This is a genomic window from Delftia sp. ZNC0008 (assembly GCF_000799035.1).
In the GTDB taxonomy this organism is placed as follows: Bacteria; Pseudomonadota; Gammaproteobacteria; order Burkholderiales; family Burkholderiaceae_C; genus Comamonas; species Comamonas tsuruhatensis.
In genome coordinates this window covers 40,188-61,403 of the sequence record NZ_JTKZ01000094.1, presented here as the reverse complement: position 1 = coordinate 61,403, position 21,216 = coordinate 40,188, and the positions used below count along the sequence as shown (strand labels likewise).

Annotated in this window: 22 protein-coding genes and 1 tRNA gene; 9 read left to right on the top strand and 14 right to left on the bottom strand. The window is 64.1% G+C overall.

Translation table 11 applies throughout. The features are described 5' to 3' along the window. Nucleotides 1–2: 2 nt before the first annotated feature. The 14 genes from nuoH to rpsO form a co-directional block, all read right to left on the bottom strand. Nucleotides 3–1,079: an NADH-quinone oxidoreductase subunit NuoH gene (gene nuoH, locus L995_RS03595; protein WP_016447706.1), complete on the bottom strand. Its 1,077-nt coding sequence runs from the start codon at nucleotides 1,077–1,079 to the stop codon at nucleotides 3–5. Continuing rightward, nucleotides 1,076–3,199 carry an NADH-quinone oxidoreductase subunit NuoG gene (gene nuoG / locus L995_RS03590; protein ID WP_016447707.1) on the bottom strand — a complete coding sequence of 708 codons (2,124 nt, stop codon included), beginning with the start codon at nucleotides 3,197–3,199 and terminating at the stop codon, nucleotides 1,076–1,078. The genes nuoH and nuoG overlap by 4 nt, the downstream gene beginning before the upstream one ends. 15 nt (nucleotides 3,200–3,214) lie before the next feature. Next, nucleotides 3,215–4,573, bottom strand: coding sequence for an NADH-quinone oxidoreductase subunit NuoF (gene nuoF / locus L995_RS03585; protein WP_016447708.1), 1,359 nt, complete (start codon nucleotides 4,571–4,573; stop codon nucleotides 3,215–3,217). Beyond that, on the bottom strand, nucleotides 4,570–5,061 hold the full coding sequence (gene nuoE, locus L995_RS03580) for an NADH-quinone oxidoreductase subunit NuoE (protein WP_016447709.1): 492 nt from the start codon (nucleotides 5,059–5,061) through the stop codon (nucleotides 4,570–4,572). Before nuoE ends, nuoF begins: the two co-directional genes overlap by 4 nt. Continuing rightward, on the bottom strand, nucleotides 5,058–6,311 hold the full coding sequence (locus L995_RS03575; RefSeq protein WP_016447710.1) for an NADH-quinone oxidoreductase subunit D: 1,254 nt from the start codon (nucleotides 6,309–6,311) through the stop codon (nucleotides 5,058–5,060). The genes nuoE and L995_RS03575 overlap by 4 nt, the downstream gene beginning before the upstream one ends. A gap of 32 nt (nucleotides 6,312–6,343) precedes the next feature. Continuing rightward, complete coding sequence (locus L995_RS03570) at nucleotides 6,344–6,952, bottom strand: NADH-quinone oxidoreductase subunit C (protein ID WP_026062051.1); 609 nt, start codon at nucleotides 6,950–6,952, stop codon at nucleotides 6,344–6,346. A 10-nt stretch (nucleotides 6,953–6,962) separates the two neighbouring features. Next, nucleotides 6,963–7,442, bottom strand: a complete 480-nt coding sequence (locus L995_RS03565; protein ID WP_012206978.1) for a NuoB/complex I 20 kDa subunit family protein — start codon at nucleotides 7,440–7,442, stop codon at nucleotides 6,963–6,965. A gap of 23 nt (nucleotides 7,443–7,465) precedes the next feature. Beyond that, nucleotides 7,466–7,825 carry an NADH-quinone oxidoreductase subunit A gene (locus tag L995_RS03560; protein ID WP_012206979.1) on the bottom strand — a complete coding sequence of 120 codons (360 nt, stop codon included), beginning with the start codon at nucleotides 7,823–7,825 and terminating at the stop codon, nucleotides 7,466–7,468. 73 nt (nucleotides 7,826–7,898) lie between these two features. After that, a tRNA-Leu gene (locus L995_RS03555) sits at nucleotides 7,899–7,983 on the bottom strand. A 118-nt stretch (nucleotides 7,984–8,101) separates the two neighbouring features. Continuing rightward, nucleotides 8,102–8,494 carry a preprotein translocase subunit SecG gene (gene secG, locus L995_RS03550; protein WP_016447712.1) on the bottom strand — a complete coding sequence of 131 codons (393 nt, stop codon included), beginning with the start codon at nucleotides 8,492–8,494 and terminating at the stop codon, nucleotides 8,102–8,104. Nucleotides 8,495–8,552: 58 nt separating this feature from the next. Then, complete coding sequence (tpiA, locus tag L995_RS03545; RefSeq protein ID WP_017404094.1) at nucleotides 8,553–9,299, bottom strand: triose-phosphate isomerase; 747 nt, start codon at nucleotides 9,297–9,299, stop codon at nucleotides 8,553–8,555. A gap of 2 nt (nucleotides 9,300–9,301) precedes the next feature. Further along, nucleotides 9,302–10,303 (bottom strand): NAD(P)H-quinone oxidoreductase, encoded by a 1,002-nt coding sequence (locus L995_RS03540; RefSeq protein WP_017404093.1) that lies wholly within the window; start codon nucleotides 10,301–10,303, stop codon nucleotides 9,302–9,304. A gap of 120 nt (nucleotides 10,304–10,423) precedes the next feature. Beyond that, complete coding sequence (gene pnp / locus L995_RS03535) at nucleotides 10,424–12,685, bottom strand: polyribonucleotide nucleotidyltransferase (protein WP_016447715.1); 2,262 nt, start codon at nucleotides 12,683–12,685, stop codon at nucleotides 10,424–10,426. A gap of 206 nt (nucleotides 12,686–12,891) precedes the next feature. Next, on the bottom strand, nucleotides 12,892–13,158 hold the full coding sequence (gene rpsO / locus L995_RS03530) for a 30S ribosomal protein S15 (protein ID WP_012206984.1): 267 nt from the start codon (nucleotides 13,156–13,158) through the stop codon (nucleotides 12,892–12,894). A 281-nt stretch (nucleotides 13,159–13,439) separates the two neighbouring features. Between rpsO and L995_RS03525 the strand changes: the two genes are divergently transcribed. The 9 genes from L995_RS03525 (at nucleotide 13,440) to pilV (L995_RS03485) (ending at nucleotide 21,216) form a co-directional block, all read left to right on the top strand. Then, entirely contained in the window at nucleotides 13,440–13,754 is a 315-nt protein-coding gene (locus L995_RS03525) for a hypothetical protein (RefSeq protein ID WP_047469201.1), read from the top strand. 253 nt (nucleotides 13,755–14,007) lie between these two features. Next, a complete protein-coding gene (locus L995_RS03520) occupies nucleotides 14,008–14,571 on the top strand; it encodes a GspH/FimT family pseudopilin (protein ID WP_082001476.1) in 564 nt (187 codons plus the stop codon). Further along, complete coding sequence (pilV, locus tag L995_RS03515) at nucleotides 14,562–15,200, top strand: type IV pilus modification protein PilV (protein WP_047469196.1); 639 nt, start codon at nucleotides 14,562–14,564, stop codon at nucleotides 15,198–15,200. Before L995_RS03520 ends, pilV (L995_RS03515) begins: the two co-directional genes overlap by 10 nt. Then, complete coding sequence (locus tag L995_RS03510; protein WP_047469194.1) at nucleotides 15,197–16,072, top strand: type IV pilus assembly protein; 876 nt, start codon at nucleotides 15,197–15,199, stop codon at nucleotides 16,070–16,072. The genes pilV (L995_RS03515) and L995_RS03510 overlap by 4 nt, the downstream gene beginning before the upstream one ends. Beyond that, nucleotides 16,069–16,833 carry a pilus assembly PilX family protein gene (locus L995_RS03505; protein ID WP_016447720.1) on the top strand — a complete coding sequence of 255 codons (765 nt, stop codon included), beginning with the start codon at nucleotides 16,069–16,071 and terminating at the stop codon, nucleotides 16,831–16,833. The genes L995_RS03510 and L995_RS03505 overlap by 4 nt, the downstream gene beginning before the upstream one ends. Nucleotides 16,834–16,911: 78 nt before the next feature. Continuing rightward, a complete protein-coding gene (locus L995_RS03500; protein ID WP_231574346.1) occupies nucleotides 16,912–19,335 on the top strand; it encodes a pilus assembly protein in 2,424 nt (807 codons plus the stop codon). Nucleotides 19,336–19,343: 8 nt separating this feature from the next. Continuing rightward, nucleotides 19,344–19,769: a type IV pilin protein gene (locus L995_RS03495; RefSeq protein ID WP_082001477.1), complete on the top strand. Its 426-nt coding sequence runs from the start codon at nucleotides 19,344–19,346 to the stop codon at nucleotides 19,767–19,769. A 179-nt stretch (nucleotides 19,770–19,948) separates the two neighbouring features. Continuing rightward, nucleotides 19,949–20,521 carry a GspH/FimT family pseudopilin gene (locus L995_RS03490; protein ID WP_080649845.1) on the top strand — a complete coding sequence of 191 codons (573 nt, stop codon included), beginning with the start codon at nucleotides 19,949–19,951 and terminating at the stop codon, nucleotides 20,519–20,521. A gap of 20 nt (nucleotides 20,522–20,541) precedes the next feature. Further along, entirely contained in the window at nucleotides 20,542–21,216 is a 675-nt protein-coding gene (gene pilV, locus L995_RS03485; protein ID WP_047469186.1) for a type IV pilus modification protein PilV, read from the top strand.

The following is a 21,216-nucleotide window of genomic DNA, read 5'->3' as shown; positions in this document are numbered from 1 at the left end:
GCTCAGTTCCAGATGTTCCAAGGCGAGTGCATCCAGCCACCCACGATGACCAGCCACACCAGGGTGACGGGAATGAAGATCTTCCAGCCCAGACGCATGATCTGGTCATAGCGAAAGCGCGGGAAGGTGGCACGGATCCAGATGAACATGGACACGACCAGGAAAGTCTTCGCCGCCAGCCAGATCCATCCGGGGATGAACGACAGGAAGTCGAACGGAGGCAGCCAGCCGCCCAGGAACATGATCACGGCCAGGATGGACACCAGCCACATGCTGGCGTACTCGGCCAGGAAGAAGATGGCAAAGCCCATGCCCGAGTACTCGACCATGTGGCCGGCCACGATTTCGGCTTCGCCTTCGACCACGTCGAAGGGGTGGCGGTTGGTCTCGGCCACGGCCGAGATCAGGTACACCACGAAGATCGGCAGCAGCGGCAGCCAGTTCCACGACAGAACGCTGGCACCCATGCTGGCGAACTGGCCCTGGCCCTGGCTCAGCACGATCTGCGTCAGATTCATGCTGCCCGTGACCATGATCACCACCAGGAAGCAGAAGCCCAGCGCGATCTCGTAGCTGACCATCTGCGCCGAGGCGCGCAGCGCGCCCAGGAAGGCGTACTTGGAGTTGGAGGCCCAGCCGGCAATGATCACGCCATAGACTTCAATGGACGTGATGGCCATGATCAGCAGCAGGCCGGCGTTGACGTTGGCCAGCGCCACTTCGGGGCCGAAGGGGATCGCCACCCATGCCGCCAGGGCGGGCATGATGGCCATCACGGGACCCACGTAGAACAGGCCCTTGGCGGCGGCCGTGGGCTGTATCAGTTCCTTGGTCAGCAGCTTCAGGCCGTCGGCCAGGGGCTGCAGCAGGCCGAAGGGACCCACGCGGTTGGGACCCATGCGAACCTGCATGAAGCCCAGCAGCTTGCGCTCCCACAGCGTCAGGTAGGCCACGGCGCCCATCAGCGGGGCGACGATGGCGACGATGCCCAGCAGGATCCAGAGCACGGGCCAGGCCACGTCGGTCCACCAGGGGGCGGCGATCAGGCCGGCACCGGCCGTCTTGAGTGCGTCAATCATGCGGCGCCTCCCTCACGAGCCTGACGTGCATCTGCCGTCAGTTGCAGCGACGTCGCGCGGCGCACGATGCTGTCGAGCTGATAAATGCTGGCCACCACGGGCGCGGCATGGCCGGCGCCGTTGGCGATGGAATTCACGGCAGGCGCACCATTGCCCAGCAGGTTGGCCGGCACGCTGGTGGCGCCGGCGGTGGCGGCTGCGAGCACATCCTGCGACGTCTCGTAGTCCACGCCCTGCACGCCCAGCAGGTTGGCCAGAACGCGCAGCACCTTCCAGCCCGGACGGGCTTCGGCCAGCGGCTTGACCACGGCATGGAAGCTCTGCAGGCGGCCTTCGGCGTTGACGAAGCTGCCCGAGGTTTCCGTGAACGGGGCGATGGGCAGCAGCACGTCGCTGAATTCCATGTTGGCCTTGAACGGGCTCAGGGTCACGACCATCTCGGCCTTGCCCAGTGCCTCTGCGGCGCGGGCGCCGGCAGCGGAGTCGAACACGGGTTCGTTGTTCAGCAGCAGCACGGCCTTGAGGCCGCCGGCCAGCATCTGGCCTGCGTTCAGGCCCGAAGCGGCAGGCTGTGCGCCCACCCACTGCGCGCCCACCGTGTTGGCGGCTTCGGTCAGGTAGCCGACCGAGGCGCCGGTCTGCTCGGCAATCCAGTTGGCCAGCGACAGCAGGGTCGATGCCTGTGCGTGGTGCGCAGCGGCATTGCCCAGCAAGATGGCCTTGCGCTCGCCGCGCAGCAGCGCGGTGGCAATGGCCTGGGCCTCGGCATGCACGTCGGCGGCGGCCACGGGAGCGGCAACACCTTTTTCCTGCGCCACGGCGGCGGCCACATCGGCCAGCGCCTGGGCCCAGTCCGGGGCTGCCACGATGGACGCCGTCACCGGCATGGCCCAGTCGTAGACACGCTCATTGATGGCGAGCACGGTGCAGCCCTGCTTGGCCGCCTGGCGGATGCGCTGCGCGAACAGCGGATGGTCCTTGCGCAGGTTGGAGCCGAGCACCAGGACGCCTTGCAGCTTGGAAAGCGAGGCGATGGGCGTGCCCAGCCACTGCACGCCCTGGGCGGCGGTGAACTCGGCGTTGCGCAGGCGATGGTCGATGTTCTCGCTGCCCAGGCCGCGCACCAGCTTGCCTGCCAGGAACAGCTCTTCCAGCGTGCTGTGCGGGCTGACCAGCGCGCCGATGGCGGAGGCGCCATGGTCGTTCTTGATCTGGCGCAGGCCGTTGGCCACGTATTCGAGGGCCGTCTGCCAGTCGACTTCCTTCCACTCGCCGCCCTGCTTGAGCATGGGGCGGGTCAGGCGTTCGTCACTGTTCAGGGCTTCGTAGGAGAAGCGGTCGCGGTCGGCGATCCAGCACTCGTTGACCTCTTCGTTCTCGAAGGGCACGACGCGCAGGACCTTGTGGTTCTTGACCTGGACGATGAGGTTGGCACCCGTGGAGTCATGGGGCGAGACCGACTTGCGGCGCGACAGCTCCCAGGTGCGGGCGCTGTAGCGGAAGGGCTTGCTGGTCAGCGCGCCCACGGGGCAGATGTCGATCATGTTGCCCGACAGCTCGGAGTCCACCGTATCGCCCACCACCGTGGTGATCTCGGAGTGCTCGCCGCGGTTGATCATGCCCAGCTCCATCACGCCGGACACTTCCTGCCCGAAGCGCACGCAGCGGGTGCAGTGGATGCAGCGGCTCATCTCCTGCATGGAGATCAGCGGGCCCACGTCCTTGTGGAAGACCACGCGCTTTTCTTCCTCGTAGCGCGAGGCGGAGCTGCCGTAGCCCACGGCCAGATCCTGCAGCTGGCATTCGCCGCCCTGGTCGCAGATCGGGCAGTCCAGCGGGTGATTGATGAGCAGGAACTCCATCACCGATTGCTGTGCCTTGATCGCCTTCTCGCTCTTGGTGCGCACGATCATGCCCTGCGTCACGGGCGTGGCGCAGGCGGGCATGGGCTTGGGGGCCTTTTCCACGTCCACCAGGCACATGCGGCAGTTGGCGGCGATGGAAAGTTTCTTGTGGTAGCAGAAATGCGGGATGTAGGTGCCTGCCTTCTCGGCTGCATGCATGACCATGCAGCCCTCGGCGACCTCCACCTTCTTTCCGTCCAGTTCAATTTCAACCATATGCTTTTCTCGCGATCAGGCGGCGTGGACCGTCTGCTTGGAAGCGTTCTGGATCTTCGCTTCAAACTCGTGGCGGAAGTGCTTGATCATGGCGCGCACCGGCATCGCTGCCGCATCGCCCAGCGCACAGATCGTGCGCCCCATGATGTTCACGGACACCGAGTCCAACAGCTCGATGTCTTCAGGACGGCCTTCGCCGTGCTCGATTCGGTTGACCACGCGCCACAGCCAGCCCGTGCCTTCGCGGCAGGGAGTGCACTGGCCGCAGGACTCGTGCTGGTAGAAGTAGGACAGGCGCAGCAGGCTCTCGACCATGTCGCGCGAGTCGTCCATCACGATCACGGCGCCCGAGCCCAGCATGGAGCCGGCCTTGGCGATGGAGTCGTAGTCCATCGTGCATTCCATGATGATGTCGGCCGGCAGCACGGGCGAGGACGATCCGCCGGGGATCACGGCCTTGAGCTTGCGGCCCGTGCGCACGCCACCGGCCAGCTCCAGCAGCTTGCTGAAGGGCGTGCCCAGCGGCACTTCGTAGTTGCCGGGCAGGTTGACGTCGCCGCTGACCGAGAAGATCTTGGTGCCGCCATTGTTGGGCTTGCCGCACTCCAGGTACGCAGCACCGCCGTTGCGGATGATCCAGGGAACGGCCGCAAAGGTTTCGGTGTTGTTGATGGTGGTGGGCTTGCCGTACAGGCCGAAGCTGGCCGGGAACGGCGGCTTGAAGCGCGGCTGGCCCTTCTTGCCTTCCAGCGACTCCAGCAGCGCAGTCTCTTCGCCGCAGATGTAGGCGCCGAAGCCATGGTGCGCGTGCAGCTGGAAGCTGAAGCTGCTGCCCATGATGTTGTCGCCCAGGTAGCCGGCAGCGCGGGCTTCCTCCAGCGCGGCCTCGAAGCGCTCATAGGCCTCGAAGATTTCGCCGTGGATGTAGTTGTAGCCCAGGGAGATGCCCATCGCGTAGGCCGCGATGATCATGCCCTCGATCACGATGTGGGGGTTGTGCACCAGGATGTCCCGGTCCTTGCAGGTGCCCGGCTCGCCTTCGTCCGAGTTGCACACCAGGTGCTTCTGGCCCGGGAACTGGCGGGGCATGAAGCTCCACTTCAGGCCCGTGGGGAAACCTGCGCCGCCGCGGCCGCGCAGCCCCGACTCCTTGACGGTGGCGATCACCTGGTCCTGCGTCAGGCCTTCGCTGCCGTCCTTGCCCAGGATCTTGCGCAGCGCCTGGTAGCCGCCGCGTGCCTCGTAGTCCTTGATGGACCAGTTGGCGCCGGTCAGATCGGCATAGATCTGGGGATTGATGTGGCGGTCGTGGAAGCAGGTCTCGCTGCCCGAGGCGGCAAACCTGGCCAGGACCGATTGTGCGGCGGCGTTCATGCCTTGCCCTCCGCGGCGCGCAGGCCGTCGATCAGTTCGTCGAGCTTTTCGTTGCTCATGAAGCTGCACATGCAGCGGTCGTTCACCAGCATCACCGGCGAATCCGCGCAGGCACCCAGGCACTCGGACTGCTGCAGCGTGAACATGCCGTCGGGCGTGGTCTCGCCCATCTTGATGCCCAGGCGGGATTCCAGATGGTGCAGCGCCTTGTAGCCGTCGCGCAGCTGGCAGGGCAGGTTGGTGCAGACGTTCAGCTTGAACTTGCCCACCGGCCGCTGGTTGTACATGTTGTAGAACGTGGTGACTTCGTGCACCGCGATCTCGGCCATGCCCAGGAACTCGGCGATCACGGCCTCGCTCTCGGGACTGACCCAGCCCTGCTCCTGCTGCACGATGGACAGGCAGGCCATCACGGCCGACTGCTTCTGGTCGGCCGGGTACTTGGCCACCTCGCGCGCAAAGCGCTCCTTGGTCGCTTCGGTAATCATCGGTCAACGTCTCCAAACACGATGTCCAGGGTACTCAGCACCATCACGGCGTCGGCCAGCATGTGGCCTCGGCACAGTTCGTCCATGGCGGACAGATTGGCGAATCCCGGCGGACGGATCTTCAGGCGGTAGGGCTTGTTGGCCCCGTCGCTCACGATGTAGATGCCGAACTCCCCCTTGGGGTGTTCGATGGCCGCGTAAGCCTCGCCTTCGGGCACGCGGAAACCTTCGGTGAAGAGCTTGAAGTGGTGGATCAGCTCTTCCATGTTGGACTTCATGCCTTCGCGCGGCGGCGGGGCGATCTTGTGGTTGTCCACGATCACCGGGCCCGGGTTGGCACGCAGCCAGTCCACGCACTGCTTGATGATGCGGTTGGACTGGCGCATTTCGGCCACGCGCACCAGGTAGCGGTCGTAGCAGTCGCCGGTCTTGCCCACGGGCACGTCGAAGTCCATGCGGTCATAGACCTCGTAGGGCTGCGACTTGCGCATGTCCCAGGCCACGCCGGAGGCACGCAGCATGGGGCCGGTCAGGCCCAGGTTCATGGCACGCTCGGCCGTCACCACGCCGATGTCCACGTTGCGCTGCTTCCAGATGCGGTTGTCGGTCAGCAGGGTCTCGTACTCGTCGGCGCACTTGGGGAAGCGCTGCGTGAAGTCGTCGATGAAGTCCAGCAGCGAGCCCTGGCGGTTGCGGTTCATGACCTCGACCGAGCGCGCATTGCGCACCTTGCTGGCCTTGTACTGCGGCATGGTGTCAGGCAGGTCGCGGTAGACGCCGCCCGGACGGAAATAGGCCGCGTGCATGCGCGCGCCGGAGACCGCCTCGTACATGTCCATGAGGTCTTCGCGCTCACGGAAGGTATAGATCAGCGTCGTGGAGCTGCCTGCATCGTTGCCGCTGGAGCCCAGCCACATCAGGTGATTCATGATGCGGGTGATCTCCGAATACATCACGCGGATGTACTGGGCGCGAATGGGCACTTCGATGCCCAGCAGCTTCTCGATGGCCAGGCAGTAGGCGTGCTCGTTGCACATCATGGACACGTAGTCCAGCCGGTCCATATAGGGCAGCGACTGGATGTAGGTCTTGCTCTCTGCCAGTTTTTCCGTCGCGCGGTGCAGCAGACCGATGTGCGGGTCTGCACGCTGCACCACTTCACCGTCGAGCTCCAGCACCAGGCGCAGCACGCCGTGCGCTGCCGGGTGCTGCGGACCAAAGTTCAGGGAATAGTTCTTGATTTCAGCCATGGTCGTCCATCAAAAAGGCGCCTGCAGCGCCTTCAGTGCAGGCCCCCGTAGTTGTCTTCGCGGATGATCCGCGGCGTGATCTCGCGGGGCTCGATGGTGACCGGCTGGTACACCACGCGCTGCTGTTCGGGGTCATAGCGCATCTCCACATGGCCCGACAGCGGGAAGTCCTTGCGGAAGGGATGGCCGATGAAGCCGTAGTCGGTCAGGATGCGGCGCAGGTCGTCATGGCCATCGAAGACGATGCCGAACAGGTCGAACGCCTCGCGCTCGAACCAGTTGGCGCCGGCCCAGATGGGAGTGACCGAAGCCACCACCGGAAAATCGTCGTCGGTACAGAAGACGCGAACGCGCAGGCGCTGGTTCAGGCTGATCGACAGCAGGTGGGACACCACGGCAAAGCGCGGCCCTTCGCGGCCGACTTCCGCATAGGTGGAATAGTCCACGCCACACAGGTCCACCAGGACCTCGAACCGGCAATCCGGGGCGCTGTGCAGAACCTGCATGGCCTCCAGATAGTTGGCAGCGGACACTTCGACCGTCACCTCGCCCAGGGCCACGGTCACGCTGCGCGCCTTGTCGCCCAAGGCAGCAGCCACCACATCCCGAAGCACTTCGGGGTGAATCGCAATAGCAGTCATCATCTAGCCCTTAGACGCGAGCGATGGTATGGGTGCGGCGGATCTTCTGCTGCAGCTGGATGATGCCGTAGATCAGGGCTTCCGCCGTGGGGGGGCAGCCAGGCACATAGACATCGACCGGCACGATGCGGTCGCAGCCACGCACCACGGAATAGCTGTAGTGGTAGTAGCCGCCGCCATTGGCGCACGAGCCCATGGAGATGACCCAGCGGGGCTCCGACATCTGGTCATAGACCTTGCGCATGGCGGGCGCCATCTTGTTGCACAGGGTGCCGGCCACAATCATCAGGTCCGACTGGCGGGGGCTGGCACGGAAGACTTCCGAGCCAAAGCGGCCAATGTCGTAACGCGCCGCCGCAGCGTGCATCATCTCGACCGCGCAGCAGGCCAGACCAAATGTCATGGGCCACAGCGAGCCCGTCTTGGCCCAATTCACCACCGAGTCGTAACTCGTGGTGATGAAGCCTTCCTTCATCACGCCTTCGATCATCGTGTTTCCTTAGTGAACCCGCATCAATCCCAGTCCAACGCACCCTTCTTCCATTCGTAGACAAAGCCCACGACGAGAACGGTCAGGAAAATCAGGACAGCGGCGAAACCAGCCCCACCCACGTCCCGAAGCGCAACGGCCCAGGGCAGCAGAAAGGCGATTTCCAAATCAAATAGGATGAACAGGATGGCGACGAGGTAGTAGCGCACATCGAATTTCATGCGCGCGTCTTCGAAGGCCTCGAAGCCACATTCGTAGGGAGAGTTCTTGGCGGCATCGGGCCGGTTCGGACCCAGCACATACCCCAGTACCAGGGGGACTACGCCGACACCCATGCCGACGAGAATGAACAAGAGAACGGGAAGATACTGGTCGATGTTCATCGTGTGCGGCTACCTTGAAAGGCATGCCCGCACCGATCAGCCTGATCAGCAGGGCAGGCTCTTAGTTATATCTTGGTGCCGTCGGCGAGACTCGAACTCGCACAGCTTTCGCCACTACCCCCTCAAGATAGCGTGTCTACCAATTTCACCACGACGGCTACGTCTCGATTTCGGCTGGCTCTTTATCTTCGTTGCAAAGATTCCGCCTACCGAACAATCTCTAGATTCTACTCTGAAAAACCCTCGGACCAGGAGGACCGAGGGCTTTGTTCGAAATTATTTCGTGGGGATCTGGGCCGCACCTTCAGCACCGGCAGCAGGCGCCTGACCTGCCGCAGGAGCAGGCACTTCGCCAGCAGCGCCAGGGACGGCGGGAGCCGGTGCCGTGATGGGGGCCGCGCCTTCCAGCACGCTGCCCGAGCTGACGGGACGCGCATTGCTCAGATAGGCCAGCGCCAGCGTGGTCACGAAGAACACCGTGGCCAGGCCTGCCGTGGAGCGCGACAGAAAGTTCGCGCTGCCCGAGGCACCGAACAGGCTGCCGGAGCTGCCGCTGCCGAACGAGGCACCCATGTCGGCGCCCTTTCCGTGCTGGATCAGGATCAGGCCGATCATGCCGAGTGCCGACAGCATCTGGACGGCGAGGATCACGCTTGCGAATGCATTCATTGGTTGTACCTGCTAGTAACGCGAGAGCTAAAAAAGCGAATGGAGAAACTGCTCCGGCTCACTGGGCCGCAGCGATGATGGTCAGGAAATCCGGCGCCTTGAGCGACGCCCCGCCCACAAGACCACCGTCAATGTCGGCCTGGGCCAGAAGCTGGGCTGCATTGGAGGCATTCATGCTGCCGCCGTAGAGCAAGGGGATGCGGTCAGCCTGCCGGCTGGCAGCCGCCAGCTGGGCGCGCAGCACGGCATGCACCTGCTGCGCCTGCTCGGGTGTTGCGGTCCTGCCGGTGCCGATGGCCCAGACAGGCTCGTAGGCCACGACCAGCTCACTGATGCACTGCCCCACCTGATGGATCACGGCTGCCAGCTGGCGCTTGACGACTTCCTCGGTCTGCCCCGCCTCGCGCTCTGCCAGCGTTTCGCCCACACAGACGATGGGCGTGACGCCCTTGGCCAGCGCAGCCTGCGCCTTCAAGGCCACCACGGCATCGGTTTCACCATGGTATTGGCGACGCTCCGAGTGCCCCACCAAGGTGTAGCGCACGTCAAAATCCTGGAGCATGGCAGCCGAAAGCTCTCCCGTGTAGGCGCCCGAGTCATGCTGCGACACATCCTGCGCAGCCACGCCAATGGACGACCCTGCAAGCTCGGCCTGGGCCTGGGCCAGATAGGCGGCCGGCACGGCCACCGCCACACCCGCATTTCCACCTTCGGGCAGCCCCTGCTTGAGGGCCTTGAGCAACACGGCATTGGCAGCCAGGCTGCCATTCATCTTCCAGTTGCCGACGATGAGTTTCTTCTTCATGGTTACCACGTCAAAACGATTTTGCCGGTGTGCTGACTCGACTCCATCAGCGCGTGCGCCTTGTCGGCATCAGCGGCAGCAAAGGTGCTGTGAATCACAGGGCGGATACCGCCTGCCTCGATGAGCGGCCAGACCTCGCGCCGCAGCGCCTGGGCGATGGCCGCCTTGAAGGCGACAGGACGCGGACGCAGCGTGGAGCCCGTCACCAGCAGGCGACGGCGCAGGACCAGGCCCGCATCGAACTCCGCCTTGATGCCGCCCTGCACCGCAATGATGACCAGACGGCCATCCTCGGCCAGGCTCTGCACTTCGCGCGCCACATAGCTGCCCGCCACCATGTCCAGGATCACGTCCACGCCCTTGCCGTCGGTGATGCGCTGCACCTCCGCGGCAAAGTCCTGGGTACGGTAGTTGATGGCATGGTCGGCGCCCAGCTTCAGGCAGTCGGCGCATTTGGCATCGGAGCCAGCCGTCACGATGACCGTGGCGCCACGCGCCTTGGCCAACTGGATGGCCGTCACGCCAATGCCGCTGCTGCCGCCCTGCACCAGCAGGGTTTCGCCCGCCTGCAAGGCGCCGCGATCGAACACATTGCTCCAGACGGTGAAGAAGGTTTCGGGCAATGCCGAAGCCTCCACCTCGCTGAGCCCCGCCGGGATGGGCAGGCACTGGGCCACTGGCGCAACGCAGTACTCCGCATAGCCACCACCGGCCAGCAGCGCGCACACGCGGTCGCCCACGCGCAGGCCTGCCAGCCGCATGGCGTCGTCGTCACCCGACACGATCACCCCGGCCACTTCCAGCCCGGGCAGATCCGAGGCACCGGGCGGCGGGGCGTAGTGCCCCTTGCGCTGCAACACATCAGGGCGATTGACACCGCTGGCCGAGACCTGGATCAGCAACTCCTGCGCGCCGGCCACGGGCAGCGGACGCTCGCCCAGGCGCAAGACATCGGGACCACCAAAGTCCGTGAGTTCCACGGCACGCATGATTTGCTTTTCCATTTTTCGAACTCGCAATCCCTGTCAAAAATGCCACAAGCGCTGAACAGGTCAGCGCTTTTTCCAGTCACCGCATGCACCTGCAAGGCCACCCCCCTTTTTGGGGAACGGCCTTGCCGGGCATTACTGCTGCTGTTGCTGTTGCTGCTCGCCCTCGGCAGCCGGACGGCCGCCGTCACGGGGCTCGCGAGGTTCACGCGGCTCGCGGTACTCGCGTTGCTGGCGGGGCTCACGCGGCTGGCGGAACTCACGCTCGGCAGGCGCGGGGCGCTCGCTGCGCTCCATGCCGGCAGGACGCTCGGTCAACGCCTTCAGCGACAGCTTGACACGACCCTTTTCGTCGGTCTCCATGACCTTGACCTTGATGATCTGGCCTTCCTGCAGGTAGTCGGCGACGCGCTCCACGCGCTCGTGGGCAATCTGGCTGATGTGCAGCAGACCGTCCTTGCCGGGCAGCAGGTTCACGAGAGCACCGAAGTCCAGGATCTTGGTGACCGGGCCTTCGTAGATCTTGCCGATTTCGACCTCGGCCGTGATCTCTTCGATGCGGCGCTTGGCTTCGTCGGCCTTGGCGGCATCGCTGGAGGCGATGGTGATGGTGCCGTCTTCGCCGATGTCGATCTGCGTGCCGGTCTCTTCGGTCAGTGCACGGATGGTGGAGCCGCCCTTGCCGATCACGTCACGGATCTTCTCGGGGTTGATCTTCATCGTGTACAGCTTGGGAGCGAAGGACGAGATCTCGGCCTTGGCTTCGCCCATGGCTTCCTGCATCTTGCCCAGGATGTGCATGCGCGCTTCCTTGGCCTGGGCCAGGGCGACCTGCATGATTTCCTTGGTGATGCCCTGGATCTTGATGTCCATCTGCAGCGCGGTGATGCCGCTGGTGGTGCCGGCCACCTTGAAGTCCATGTCGCCCAGGTGATCTTCGTCACCCAGGATGTCGGTCAGCACGGCGAAGCGGTTGTCTTCCTTGATCAGGCCCATGGCGATGCCGGCCACGTGGGCCTTCATCGGAACGCCCGCATCCATCATCGACAGGCAGCCGCCGCAGACCGAGGCCATGGACGAGGAGCCGTTGGACTCGGTGATTTCCGACACCACGCGAATGGTGTAGGGGAACTCTTCCTTGCTGGGCAGGCAGGCCGCCAGGGCGCGCTTGGCCAGACGGCCGTGGCCGATTTCGCGGCGCTTGGTCGAGCCCATGCGGCCCACTTCGCCAGTGGCAAAGGGAGGCATGTTGTAGTGAAACAGGAAGCGGTCCTCGAACTCGCCGGCCAGCGCGTCGATGCGCTGCGCGTCGCGCTCGGTACCCAGCGTGGACACGACCAGGGCCTGCGTCTCGCCACGCGTGAACAGGGCCGAGCCGTGCGTGCGGGGCAGCACGGAGTTGCGGATTTCGATGGGGCGCACGGTGCGCGTGTCGCGGCCGTCGATGCGCGGCTCGCCGGCCAGGATCTGGCTGCGAACGATGCGTGCCTCGATGTCGAACAGCATGCCTTCGACCTTGACGCCGTCGAACTCCACGCCCTGGGCCGTCAGGCCGGCCTTCACGGCGGCGTAGGCTTCGCGGCAGGCCTGCGTGCGGCTTTGCTTGTTGCGGATCTGGTAGGCCGCGCGCAGGGCTTCGTCACCCAGTGCGGCCACCTTGGCGATCAGCTCTTCATCCTTGGCGGGAGCGACCCAGTCCCAGACGGGCTTGCCGGCTTCGCGCACCAGTTCATGGATGGCGTCAATGGCGATGCGGCCTTGCTCGTGGCCGAAGACCACGGCGCCCAGCATCACGTCTTCAGGCAGTTGCTGCGCCTCGGACTCCACCATCAGCACGGCAGCTTCAGTACCGGCCACGACCAGATCCATCTGCGAATCCTTGCGCTGGGTCTGGCCGGGGTTGAGCACGTACTCGCCATTGATGTAGCCCACGCGGGCGGCACCGATGGGACCGTTGAACGGAATGCCCGACACGGACAGGGCGGCCGACGTGGCGATCAGGGCGGCGATGTCGGCATCGACTTCGGGGTTCAGCGACACGGTGTGGATAACCACATGCACGTCGTTGTAGAAACCTTCGGGGAACAGCGGGCGGATCGGACGGTCGATCAGGCGGCTGGTCAGGGTTTCGAGTTCGCTGGGCTTGGCTTCGCGCTTGAAGAAGCTGCCGGGGATCTTGCCTGCGGCGTAGGTCTTCTCGATGTAATCGACGGTCAGCGGGAAGAAGTCCTGGCCGGACTTGGCCTGCTTGGACGCCACCACGGTGGCCAGCACCACGGTGTCATCGATGTTGACCAGCACGGCGCCGGAAGCCTGGCGGGCGATCTCGCCGGTTTCCATGGTGACCGTGTGCTGGCCCCACTGGAAGGTCTTGGTGACTTTGTTGAAGATGGACATTGTTGCTCCTAGGGAATGTTGGCCAGATGCACTCATCCGGCCATGATGGAGAGCAATTCAGAACACGATGCCATTCCATTGCTGGATTTCTTGCTATCAAATCCGCAGCAATGGAATGACACAGCTTCGCTCTGTCTTGCTTTCTCCGAAGTAAAAAACGCCTGAGCTAGACAGGCTAACTCAGGCGTTTCGATCTCCCACCGTGCTTACTTGCGCAGGCCCAGCTTGGCGATCAGTGCGGTGTAGCGATCAGCGTCCTTGGACTTGAGGTAGTCCAGCAGCTTGCGACGGCGGCTCACCATGCGCAGCAGGCCACGACGACCGTGGTGGTCCTTGGCGTGTTGCTTGAAGTGAGGGGTCAGCTCGTTGATGCGTGCGGTCAGCAGGGCCACTTGCACTTCTGGGCTACCAGTGTCGTTGGCAGAGCGTGCGTTGGACTTGACGACTTCAGCCTTCACGGAAGATGCGATCATTTTTTTTCCTTGGAAATTGGCGCCTCAAAGACAAAAGCAAGGAGGCAGCCTTGGTTACTTGCGCCGGGACTGGAAAGGCCCCGACGTGCGTCTTGCACCATGCAAAACCCTGGGATTATAACAAGCACGCCCGGACCGGCATCCACACCTGATTTGCGGCCCTTTACCACTTCGGCCTGCTGCCCGCCCAGAATCCCGCAAAGCCCGCGCCACAGGCATGCCGTCACGAAGCACGGATATGTGGTGCGCAGGCATTCCATACACCAAGGGAGGGCCACGCCATGGCAGTGCGTTTTTCATTCATTCCATCGACCCGACAAGCGCAGCGGCGGCAATGCGCCCTGCTCTGCCTGGTCGCGGCCCTGGGCCTGGCCCTGCCTGCCCAGGCTGCGTCCCACCGCGCCGACGCATCGGCTGCGCAAGGCTACAAGCGCAAAAAGGGCGGGCAGCGGGTCCGGGTGCCGACGCAGCGCAGCAGCTCCGACGAGTCGCCCGAGCAACGCGACAAGCGGCTTTACCGCGAATGCCAGGGCAGGAACAACGCCGGAGCATGCGCCGGATACACCGGGCAGCCGCCGGGCAGGCGCCAGCGCTGACACGCTCCCAGAAACAGTCCTAGGCCGGCCTCGAATACCCAAAAATCCGGCAAAGCCTTGCCATCATTGGATTTTTTCGCACCTCTGCACGCCTGAATTCAGCCCCATTCACTGCACAACTCCTATTTTTTGACCAAAGAAACAGATTGGTCTGAAAGACATGCACGAACAACCCCAATAGATTGAGCGGCGCACGAAACAAGCAGCAACAACCAGCGTTGCGCAAGCCAATCGACGGGGAGGGATTCAAGAGATGTCATCGACCAGGCCTCAGGCTCGCCCGGGCGCCAAAGGCTTCACTGCCATCGAGTTGATGGTGGTCGTCGCCATCCTCGCCGTGCTCACCACGCTGGCAGCTCCCAGCTTCAACCTCATCATCGAGCGCTGGCGTGTTCGCCAGACCGTCGAGGCCCTGCAATCGACGCTGCAGTACGCGCGCTCCGAAGCCGTGCGTCGCGGTGGCGGCGTTTTCATCCAGAAACTGCCCCAAGGCACCAAGGGCTGCACCCTGGCGGCGCAGCACGCCGACTGGGGCTGCGGCTGGGTGGTGTTCGTCGACCGCAATGGCAACAGGCACTGGGATCCCAAGGAGGAGCTGCAGCGCTTCGACACGCCCGCCCGCACCCTCGTCACCCGCTCCCGGTCTGCCTCCATCATCAGTGTGGACCGCTGGGGTCAGTTGGGCGGACTCACCGCCATGGGTTTCGCCATTGCGCCATCTCCGGCCGGAATCACTTCCGCCGCAACCCAAGGCATTTGCGTCTCGTCCGGCGGACGCATCCGGGTGGTCGGCCAGGAGGGTATTCCATGCGCCTGACACGTACCCGCAATCGGCATCCCAATGGCTTTACCCTGATCGAAACCCTGGTCGCCACCGTCATCACGGCCCTGGGTGTTCTGGGAATCCTGGGACTGCAGATGCGCACCCTGGCCGACAACCAAAGCGGCGTGCGCCGCGCCCAGGCCATCCGGCTGATCGAGGACCTCAGCGAGCGCACGCACGCCAACCCCAACTCCCTCGGACAGATCGGCCGCTACGTTTCCGACTGGAATCACGCCCCCGAATCCGTCGCCGACTGCAGTGCCGCCGCATGCGGCCCGGACGCAATGGCCAGCTACCACCTCGCACGATGGAAGGCATCCGTTCGCCAACTGCTGCCAGGCGGGGCCGCCAAGGTCTTCCTCGCAGGAAACGAGGCAGCCGCCAGCGCCGGCAACGGGCGCCAGCTGGGGATCATGATCAGTTGGCGCGAGAACGAAAAGTCCGGCAAGGCCGACTACAAGGACCCCATCGGGCTTGATGGCGATGGCGATCTCATGCACGGAGACCAGGCCATGGCCTGTCCTGCAGGCAGAACCTGCCACCTGCAATACATCCCACTCAGCGCTCGCTGTGCTCCCTACCTTGCAAACAACGCAGTCCAGTTCTTCTGCGCAGGCCCATGAAACCCCATCGCATCGCCACCGCCATTGCGGCCAGACCGCGTCAACGCGGGCTGAGCCTCGTCGAACTGCTGGTCGGACTTTTCCTGGGACTGCTGATCATCGGCGTGGCCATGGGCGCACTCATGGCGTCACGCGCCGTGTCCGCCACCATCAGCGATGCCAGTCAGTTGCAACAGCAGGCTTCCCATCTCTTCCGCGTCATGGGCCGGCAGATCCGGCAGGCGGGGTCCCTGCGGCTGCTTCTTGCATCACACAAGAAGGCAACAGAAGCCATTGACGTGGCAGACCCCGTTGCATTCGAGGTGGGCGCACTGGACTTCAACCCCGCGCACGACACCATCCAGGGCCTCGATGCACCCGGGCGCTCCCAATACAAGCTCGCCGTGGGCTACAGCAATTACACGCAGCCGCTGCACACATCGGCCATCGAGACCTCACTGCAGCGCAATTGCCTGGGACAGACCAACAGCGACAGCCTCATCCTGAGCCGCTTTGTCCTGGACGCCAGTAAAAACACCCTGCGCTGCGCCGGAGCGCCCTCCGCGGGTGCCCAGCCCCTCGCCAGGAACGTCGCCAACTTCCAGGTGCGCTACCTGATCCAGGCGCCGGGGGGCGCCGCCCGCATCCAGTATGTCAACGCAGCCGCCGTAGGCCAGGACTGGCCTCGCGTCGTCGGCGCCGAGGTCTGCCTGGTGCTCTTCGGCAACGAGGCCATCGACATGCCCGCCAACAGCAGCTATACCGACTGCGCCGACAGCGACGGTACGGCCGAATCCATCCACATGGCCACGCTGCCTGCGCCCAGGACGCGGCGCCTGCACATGGTCTTTCGCAGCGTGTACCAGTTGCGCAGCCAGGGGTTGGCGGGATGACGCACAAGGCTGCAGGCATGCGACATGCCCACACCTGCGCAGCGCAGCGCCAAAAAGGCATCGCCCTGTTCATCGTGGTGGTCCTGGTCATGCTGTCCATGCTGCTCGCCCTGTGGGCGTCGCGCAGCGCACTGTTCAACGAAATGTTCGTGGGCAACGATGCCGACTACCAGCGTGCCCTGGAGGCTGCACAGGCCTTGCTGCAGGATGCCGAACTGGATATTCGGGGCGAACAGGCCAGCGGCGCCGCCTGCGCCGCCAGCAGCAGCCAGCCATCCGTCTGCCGCAGCGGTGCAGGCATCGCACAGTTCCCCCGGGAAACCGGGGAAGTCGGCCTGCTGCTGGCCAGCCTCGCTGAGGCCACACCCACTGGATGCCGCGATGGCCTGTGCACCAAGCGCACGGGACCTCAGGACTTCTGGAACAACGCGGACGAAGGCCAAGGGATCACGCTGGGCCAGATGACTGCCGCTGACGTCGGCGCACGCTACGGCCAGTTCACGGGCGCCATCGCTGGCGGAAAGAGCGACTCCATCCTGGCAAATCGTGAGGCAGGAAAGGGAGGCTGGTACTGGATAGAGATCCTGCCCTATGACGTCAACGCAGGGAACTCGGGCGTCATCGCCAACGGATCACCCCGACTGGCCCTTTACATGCAGCCCCAGGTGATCTATCGCATCACGGCCATTGCCCATGGCCGCAAGAGCAACACCCAGGTGGTGATGCAGCAGACCTACGCCCGGCAGAAACGCCGCGACTGACTCAGGACACCTGACATGCCCCACCTCTGCCATCCCTGGCTCCGGCGCATCCTGCTGCCAGCGCCGACAGCCGCAGCCATGGCCGCTGCAGTCCTGGCCGCGCAAAACAGCCAGGCAATGGACATGATTCAGTCGTCGCTTGGGCCCCGAGTCAAGGTCACGATAAAGCCTGGCCTGCCGGCACCCATCCAGGTCCAGCAGGTCTCGGAGGCAGACACTCCAGTTGCCAGGGTTCAGGCAGATGGCACCGAATTCGCCGCGCCCATTGAAGACTGCCCGGTCGGACAACAGGCAGATGCCAAGGGCCGCAGCAGCTCCATGGCCTCCAGCGGCAGCGTGATTACGCGGGCCGGCGTGGACATATTCAGCGCCCGCTACAGCGCAAAAGCGGCCTGGAGCGGCTGGATCAGCGCAGAAACCGTCCAGGCCGATGGCAGCCTCACCGCAACAGCCGGCTGGCAAGGCAAAACCACGGCCGGCCACCTGGATGCACTCAGCGACGAACAGGCAATCAATGACCGTCTGATCCTGACCTGGAGCGACAGACTGCAAAGAGGCGTGTCCTTCAAGTGGAATGAACTCGACCACCGGCAGAAAGCCTCCCTGGGCATCGATGTCGAAGGAAGAGCAGACAACCTGGGCAAGCACAGGCTCAACTTCATACGCGGCGACCGCCGCATGGAAGCGCCGGGACAACCGCCGCGCGTTGGCCCCACCCGTCCTTTTCGCCAGCGCAGCTCGCGCCAGGGCGACATCGTCAACTCCCAGATCTGGCATGCCGGCCATCCCGTGGACAACTGGCCCCTGCCGGGCTATGCCGCCTATACCCTCGCCCAGCAGAACCGCCAGCCCATGATCTATGCAGGCGGCAATGACGGCATGCTGCATGGCTTTTCGGCCACCGACGGCAGGGAAAAGATCGCCTACATCCCACGAGGCGTGATCTCCGGACTGGCAAGACTTTCCGACCCCGACTACGACGCCCGGCATCGCTACTTTGTGGACGGCTCCGCCATGAGCGGCGACATCCCCTCGGGCAGCGTTGCGTCCTCGCAGTGGCGCACTGTGCTGGCTGGCATGGCGGGCGCCGGAGCCAAGGGCTACTTCGTGCTGGACATCACCCATCCGGAGGCTTTCAGCGAGTCCGGTGCCAGCTCGCTGGTCCTGCTTGACCGAACCCAGACACGCAACAGCGATCCCGGCGACTGCACCAGCCTGGATGACATGCGCCAGCGCGCCACTTGCCAGGAAAACAAGGACCTGGGCCATATTTTGGCGGCGCCCGTGCTGGACGATGCCAACCCGCAACGCAGCACTCAGATCACGCAGTTGAACAACCACCGCTGGGCACTGGTGACGGGCAACGGCTACCACAGCACCAACCAGCGGCCCGTGTTGCTGATCCAGTATCTCGATGGCAACCAGGAGCTGTTGCGCCTCGTTGCCACGGGCAATACCCCAACCGGCACCACCCCCGAGACCACCCGCAACGGACTCTCCGCCCCGCGCCTCGTGGACATCAATGGAGACGGCCGGCCCGATGTGGTCTACGCAGGTGACATCCAGGGCAATCTGTGGAAATTCCTCATCGCCAGCGGTGCCTCCTCCCGCTGGGGCGTGGCCTTCGACGGCCGGCCGCTGTACACAGCCTGGGGTGGCAATTCTCCATCGGCCACTCGCAACCTGCGTCAAGCCATCACCGCCCCTCCTTCCGTACGCGCCAATGACCGGCGCAGGGCCAGCAAAAATGCCAAAGAAGGGCGCGAGCGCTTGACGGCAGGCGGCATGCTGGTGGCATTCGGTACCGGACGCCACATCACGCGGCAGGATTCTGGCAACACAGCGGTCCAGAGCATCTATTCCATCCTCGACAGCACCCGCTACAGGCTGCTCGCGGACGGCAGAGTGCAAGCTTGCCTCGATGGCAAGGATTCGGACTGCAGGCAGCCTGACGGACAGCGAGCGGCACCCGTTTCAGGCATCGGAGAACTGGCCAGGCGCTCGGTGAACCATCAGCCGGCAGGGGCGGCCGGCCAAGGCTTCTGGCGCGTTGACTCCACGACCGACCTCGACTGGACACGGCACAAAGGCTGGTACATGGACCTGCCCCTGCCGGGCGAGCGCCTGCTCAAGCCAATGGGCTTCTACGACGGCAGCAACATCCTCGCGATCTACAGCCAGATACCTGCCGGATCCCCCAGGCGCCCCGGCGAAAACGCAAGCCCGCCCGACGCCTGCAATGCGAGCGAGGAGCGCCAATTCCTGACATTCATGAACATCATGGATGGCAAGCGACCCGGCGTTCCGTTGATGGACAGCAACGGCGATGGGGTCTACGGCACGGCAGATGAGGAGGTCTCGCGCGCAAGCGTCGCCAGGGGATCCCAGGCCTTGCTCCACAAGGGCCATCACGCCATCGGCTACGACGCCGAAGGCCGCCGCAATGTACTCGCCCGCATGCCGGAGCAATCCCTGCGCCCCAGCTGGCGCCAAATGAAATGAGGCACCACATGCGCTGCCCTCGATCCCCAGGATTCACGCTCATCGAACTCATGATCGTCGTGGCCGTCATCGTCATCCTCGGCACGGTCGCCGTCCCCAGCTACAACGAGTACATCCGCGCAGTCCACCGCGCCGACGCCCGCGCCGGCCTGCTCCAGGCCCAGCAATGGCTGGAGCGCGCCGCCACCGCCAACGGCACCTACCCCACCGAGTTGCCAGCAGATCTGACCTGGGCCCACGACTCCAGCAAGCGCTACACCATCGACTTCCTGTCAACCAGCGGCCACGACGACGACACCTACACCCTGATCGCCACACGCCGCGGCTCCCAGTTCGGTGACCGATGTGGCGATTTCACGCTGACCCATACCGGAGAGCGCAGTGGTGCGAATGTGGCCTCCAGCACCACAGCCGCTGAATGCTGGGGCAGATAACCCTGCGCATACCAGCCCTGTTTCCCAGGCAATCACCCAGGGTCCATTGCGATCAACGGGCCCCATGCACCCTCGTGATGCGGGAACTACCCGCAGTTCCGCCAGCCACTCATCCCGAGGTTGCATCCATTCATCCGGCTCCTTCGCCTGCCTCTGGACACAATGCCTAGCATCCGGGTATGCATGCATTGTCTCCACGACGGCCACCACGAACCAGGTCTCCCAAACAGGGCTCCAGAGGGTTCACCACCCTGGAACTGATGGTGGTGGTAGCCATCCTGGCCATACTCACAGCGCTTGCTGTGCCCAGCTTCACCTTGATCATTGAACGCTGGCGCGCGCGCGGAGTGGTTGAGGACCTGCAAGCAACGATCTACCTTGCGCGTTCTGAGGCCATCAAGCGCGGCGGCAACGTCCTCATCGACAAACTAGCCAGCGGCAATGGTTGCACCAGCACCGTCGGCAACACCTCCTGGGACTGCGGCTGGCGTGTAGTAACCAGCGGCGGCACCGTGGTACAGCAAAGCTCTGCGCCCAACCGCGTAGAAGTCAATCTGACCAACCTCACGGGCAGCATTGCCGTGGACCGCTGGGGCATGCTGACTAGCGGTGGCGCAGACGCCACGGCCATGGCCATGGAGTTCGTCATCGTCCCCAAAGGCAAAGATGTCAGCGACAACAGCGCGATCCGCCTGTGTGCAGGCATGGGCGGACGAATCGTTCAGGCAAAGGGCAGCGAAGCATGTCCCTGAATTCAACCCGAGACCATCCCATGCACCAGCCGAAACACACCCGGCCAACCCCGCACCGCCGACAGGGTGGCATCACTTTGGTCGAGTCCCTGGTGGCCATCGTGGTGGCTGCCCTGGGCATTCTTGGCATTCTAGGCACACAGATGCGTACGCTGACCGATACGCAAACCACCCTACGCCGCGCGCAGGCCATTCGTCTGATAGAAGACCTGAGCGAGCGGATGAGGGTCAACCCCAACGCATTGGCCAGTCTTGACGCCTACGTTTCCGACTTCTCCAGCAGCCCTTCGCCCGGTGACTGCCGCAACACTGCGTGTACTCAGGATCTGCTGTCCACCTACGACATAGGCTCATGGAAGCAGTCCGTCAGAGACACACTTCCGCTGGGCCGGGCCAATGTGTTCATTGCACCAGCAGATACTTCCGCCACGAATCGTCGGCAACTGGGCGTTATGGTCGGCTGGCGTGAAAACGAGCGGGACATTGCCAACGCAGCCGACAAGAAAACCTACAAGGACAACATAGACGCCACCCAGGTGCGGGCAGCCGACGGCACCCTCAGTTCCGGGGCAGGCACAGCTGCCACCTGCCCGGATGGATTCACCTGCCATCTGCAATACATCCCCATCGCAGCCCGCTGCGCGCCTTACCAACCTCTAGGCAATCCAGTCCAGTTCTACTGCCCGGGAGCCTAA

Coding starts and splice junctions, on each gene's coding strand:
- nuoH (WP_016447706.1), bottom strand. CDS start 1,079: ATGATTGACGCACTCAAGACGGCCGGTGCCGGCCTGATCGCCGCCCCC.
- nuoG (WP_016447707.1), bottom strand. CDS start 3,199: ATGGTTGAAATTGAACTGGACGGAAAGAAGGTGGAGGTCGCCGAGGGC.
- nuoF (WP_016447708.1), bottom strand. CDS start 4,573: ATGAACGCCGCCGCACAATCGGTCCTGGCCAGGTTTGCCGCCTCGGGC.
- nuoE (WP_016447709.1), bottom strand. CDS start 5,061: ATGATTACCGAAGCGACCAAGGAGCGCTTTGCGCGCGAGGTGGCCAAG.
- L995_RS03575 (WP_016447710.1), bottom strand. CDS start 6,311: ATGGCTGAAATCAAGAACTATTCCCTGAACTTTGGTCCGCAGCACCCG.
- L995_RS03570 (WP_026062051.1), bottom strand. CDS start 6,952: ATGACTGCTATTGCGATTCACCCCGAAGTGCTTCGGGATGTGGTGGCT.
- L995_RS03565 (WP_012206978.1), bottom strand. CDS start 7,442: ATGATCGAAGGCGTGATGAAGGAAGGCTTCATCACCACGAGTTACGAC.
- L995_RS03560 (WP_012206979.1), bottom strand. CDS start 7,825: ATGAACATCGACCAGTATCTTCCCGTTCTCTTGTTCATTCTCGTCGGC.
- secG (WP_016447712.1), bottom strand. CDS start 8,494: ATGAATGCATTCGCAAGCGTGATCCTCGCCGTCCAGATGCTGTCGGCA.
- tpiA (WP_017404094.1), bottom strand. CDS start 9,299: ATGAAGAAGAAACTCATCGTCGGCAACTGGAAGATGAATGGCAGCCTG.
- L995_RS03540 (WP_017404093.1), bottom strand. CDS start 10,303: ATGGAAAAGCAAATCATGCGTGCCGTGGAACTCACGGACTTTGGTGGT.
- pnp (WP_016447715.1), bottom strand. CDS start 12,685: ATGTCCATCTTCAACAAAGTCACCAAGACCTTCCAGTGGGGCCAGCAC.
- rpsO (WP_012206984.1), bottom strand. CDS start 13,158: ATGATCGCATCTTCCGTGAAGGCTGAAGTCGTCAAGTCCAACGCACGC.
- L995_RS03525 (WP_047469201.1), top strand. CDS start 13,440: ATGGCAGTGCGTTTTTCATTCATTCCATCGACCCGACAAGCGCAGCGG.
- L995_RS03520 (WP_082001476.1), top strand. CDS start 14,008: ATGTCATCGACCAGGCCTCAGGCTCGCCCGGGCGCCAAAGGCTTCACT.
- pilV (WP_047469196.1), top strand. CDS start 14,562: ATGCGCCTGACACGTACCCGCAATCGGCATCCCAATGGCTTTACCCTG.
- L995_RS03510 (WP_047469194.1), top strand. CDS start 15,197: ATGAAACCCCATCGCATCGCCACCGCCATTGCGGCCAGACCGCGTCAA.
- L995_RS03505 (WP_016447720.1), top strand. CDS start 16,069: ATGACGCACAAGGCTGCAGGCATGCGACATGCCCACACCTGCGCAGCG.
- L995_RS03500 (WP_231574346.1), top strand. CDS start 16,912: ATGGCCGCTGCAGTCCTGGCCGCGCAAAACAGCCAGGCAATGGACATG.
- L995_RS03495 (WP_082001477.1), top strand. CDS start 19,344: ATGCGCTGCCCTCGATCCCCAGGATTCACGCTCATCGAACTCATGATC.
- L995_RS03490 (WP_080649845.1), top strand. CDS start 19,949: ATGCATGCATTGTCTCCACGACGGCCACCACGAACCAGGTCTCCCAAA.
- pilV (WP_047469186.1), top strand. CDS start 20,542: ATGCACCAGCCGAAACACACCCGGCCAACCCCGCACCGCCGACAGGGT.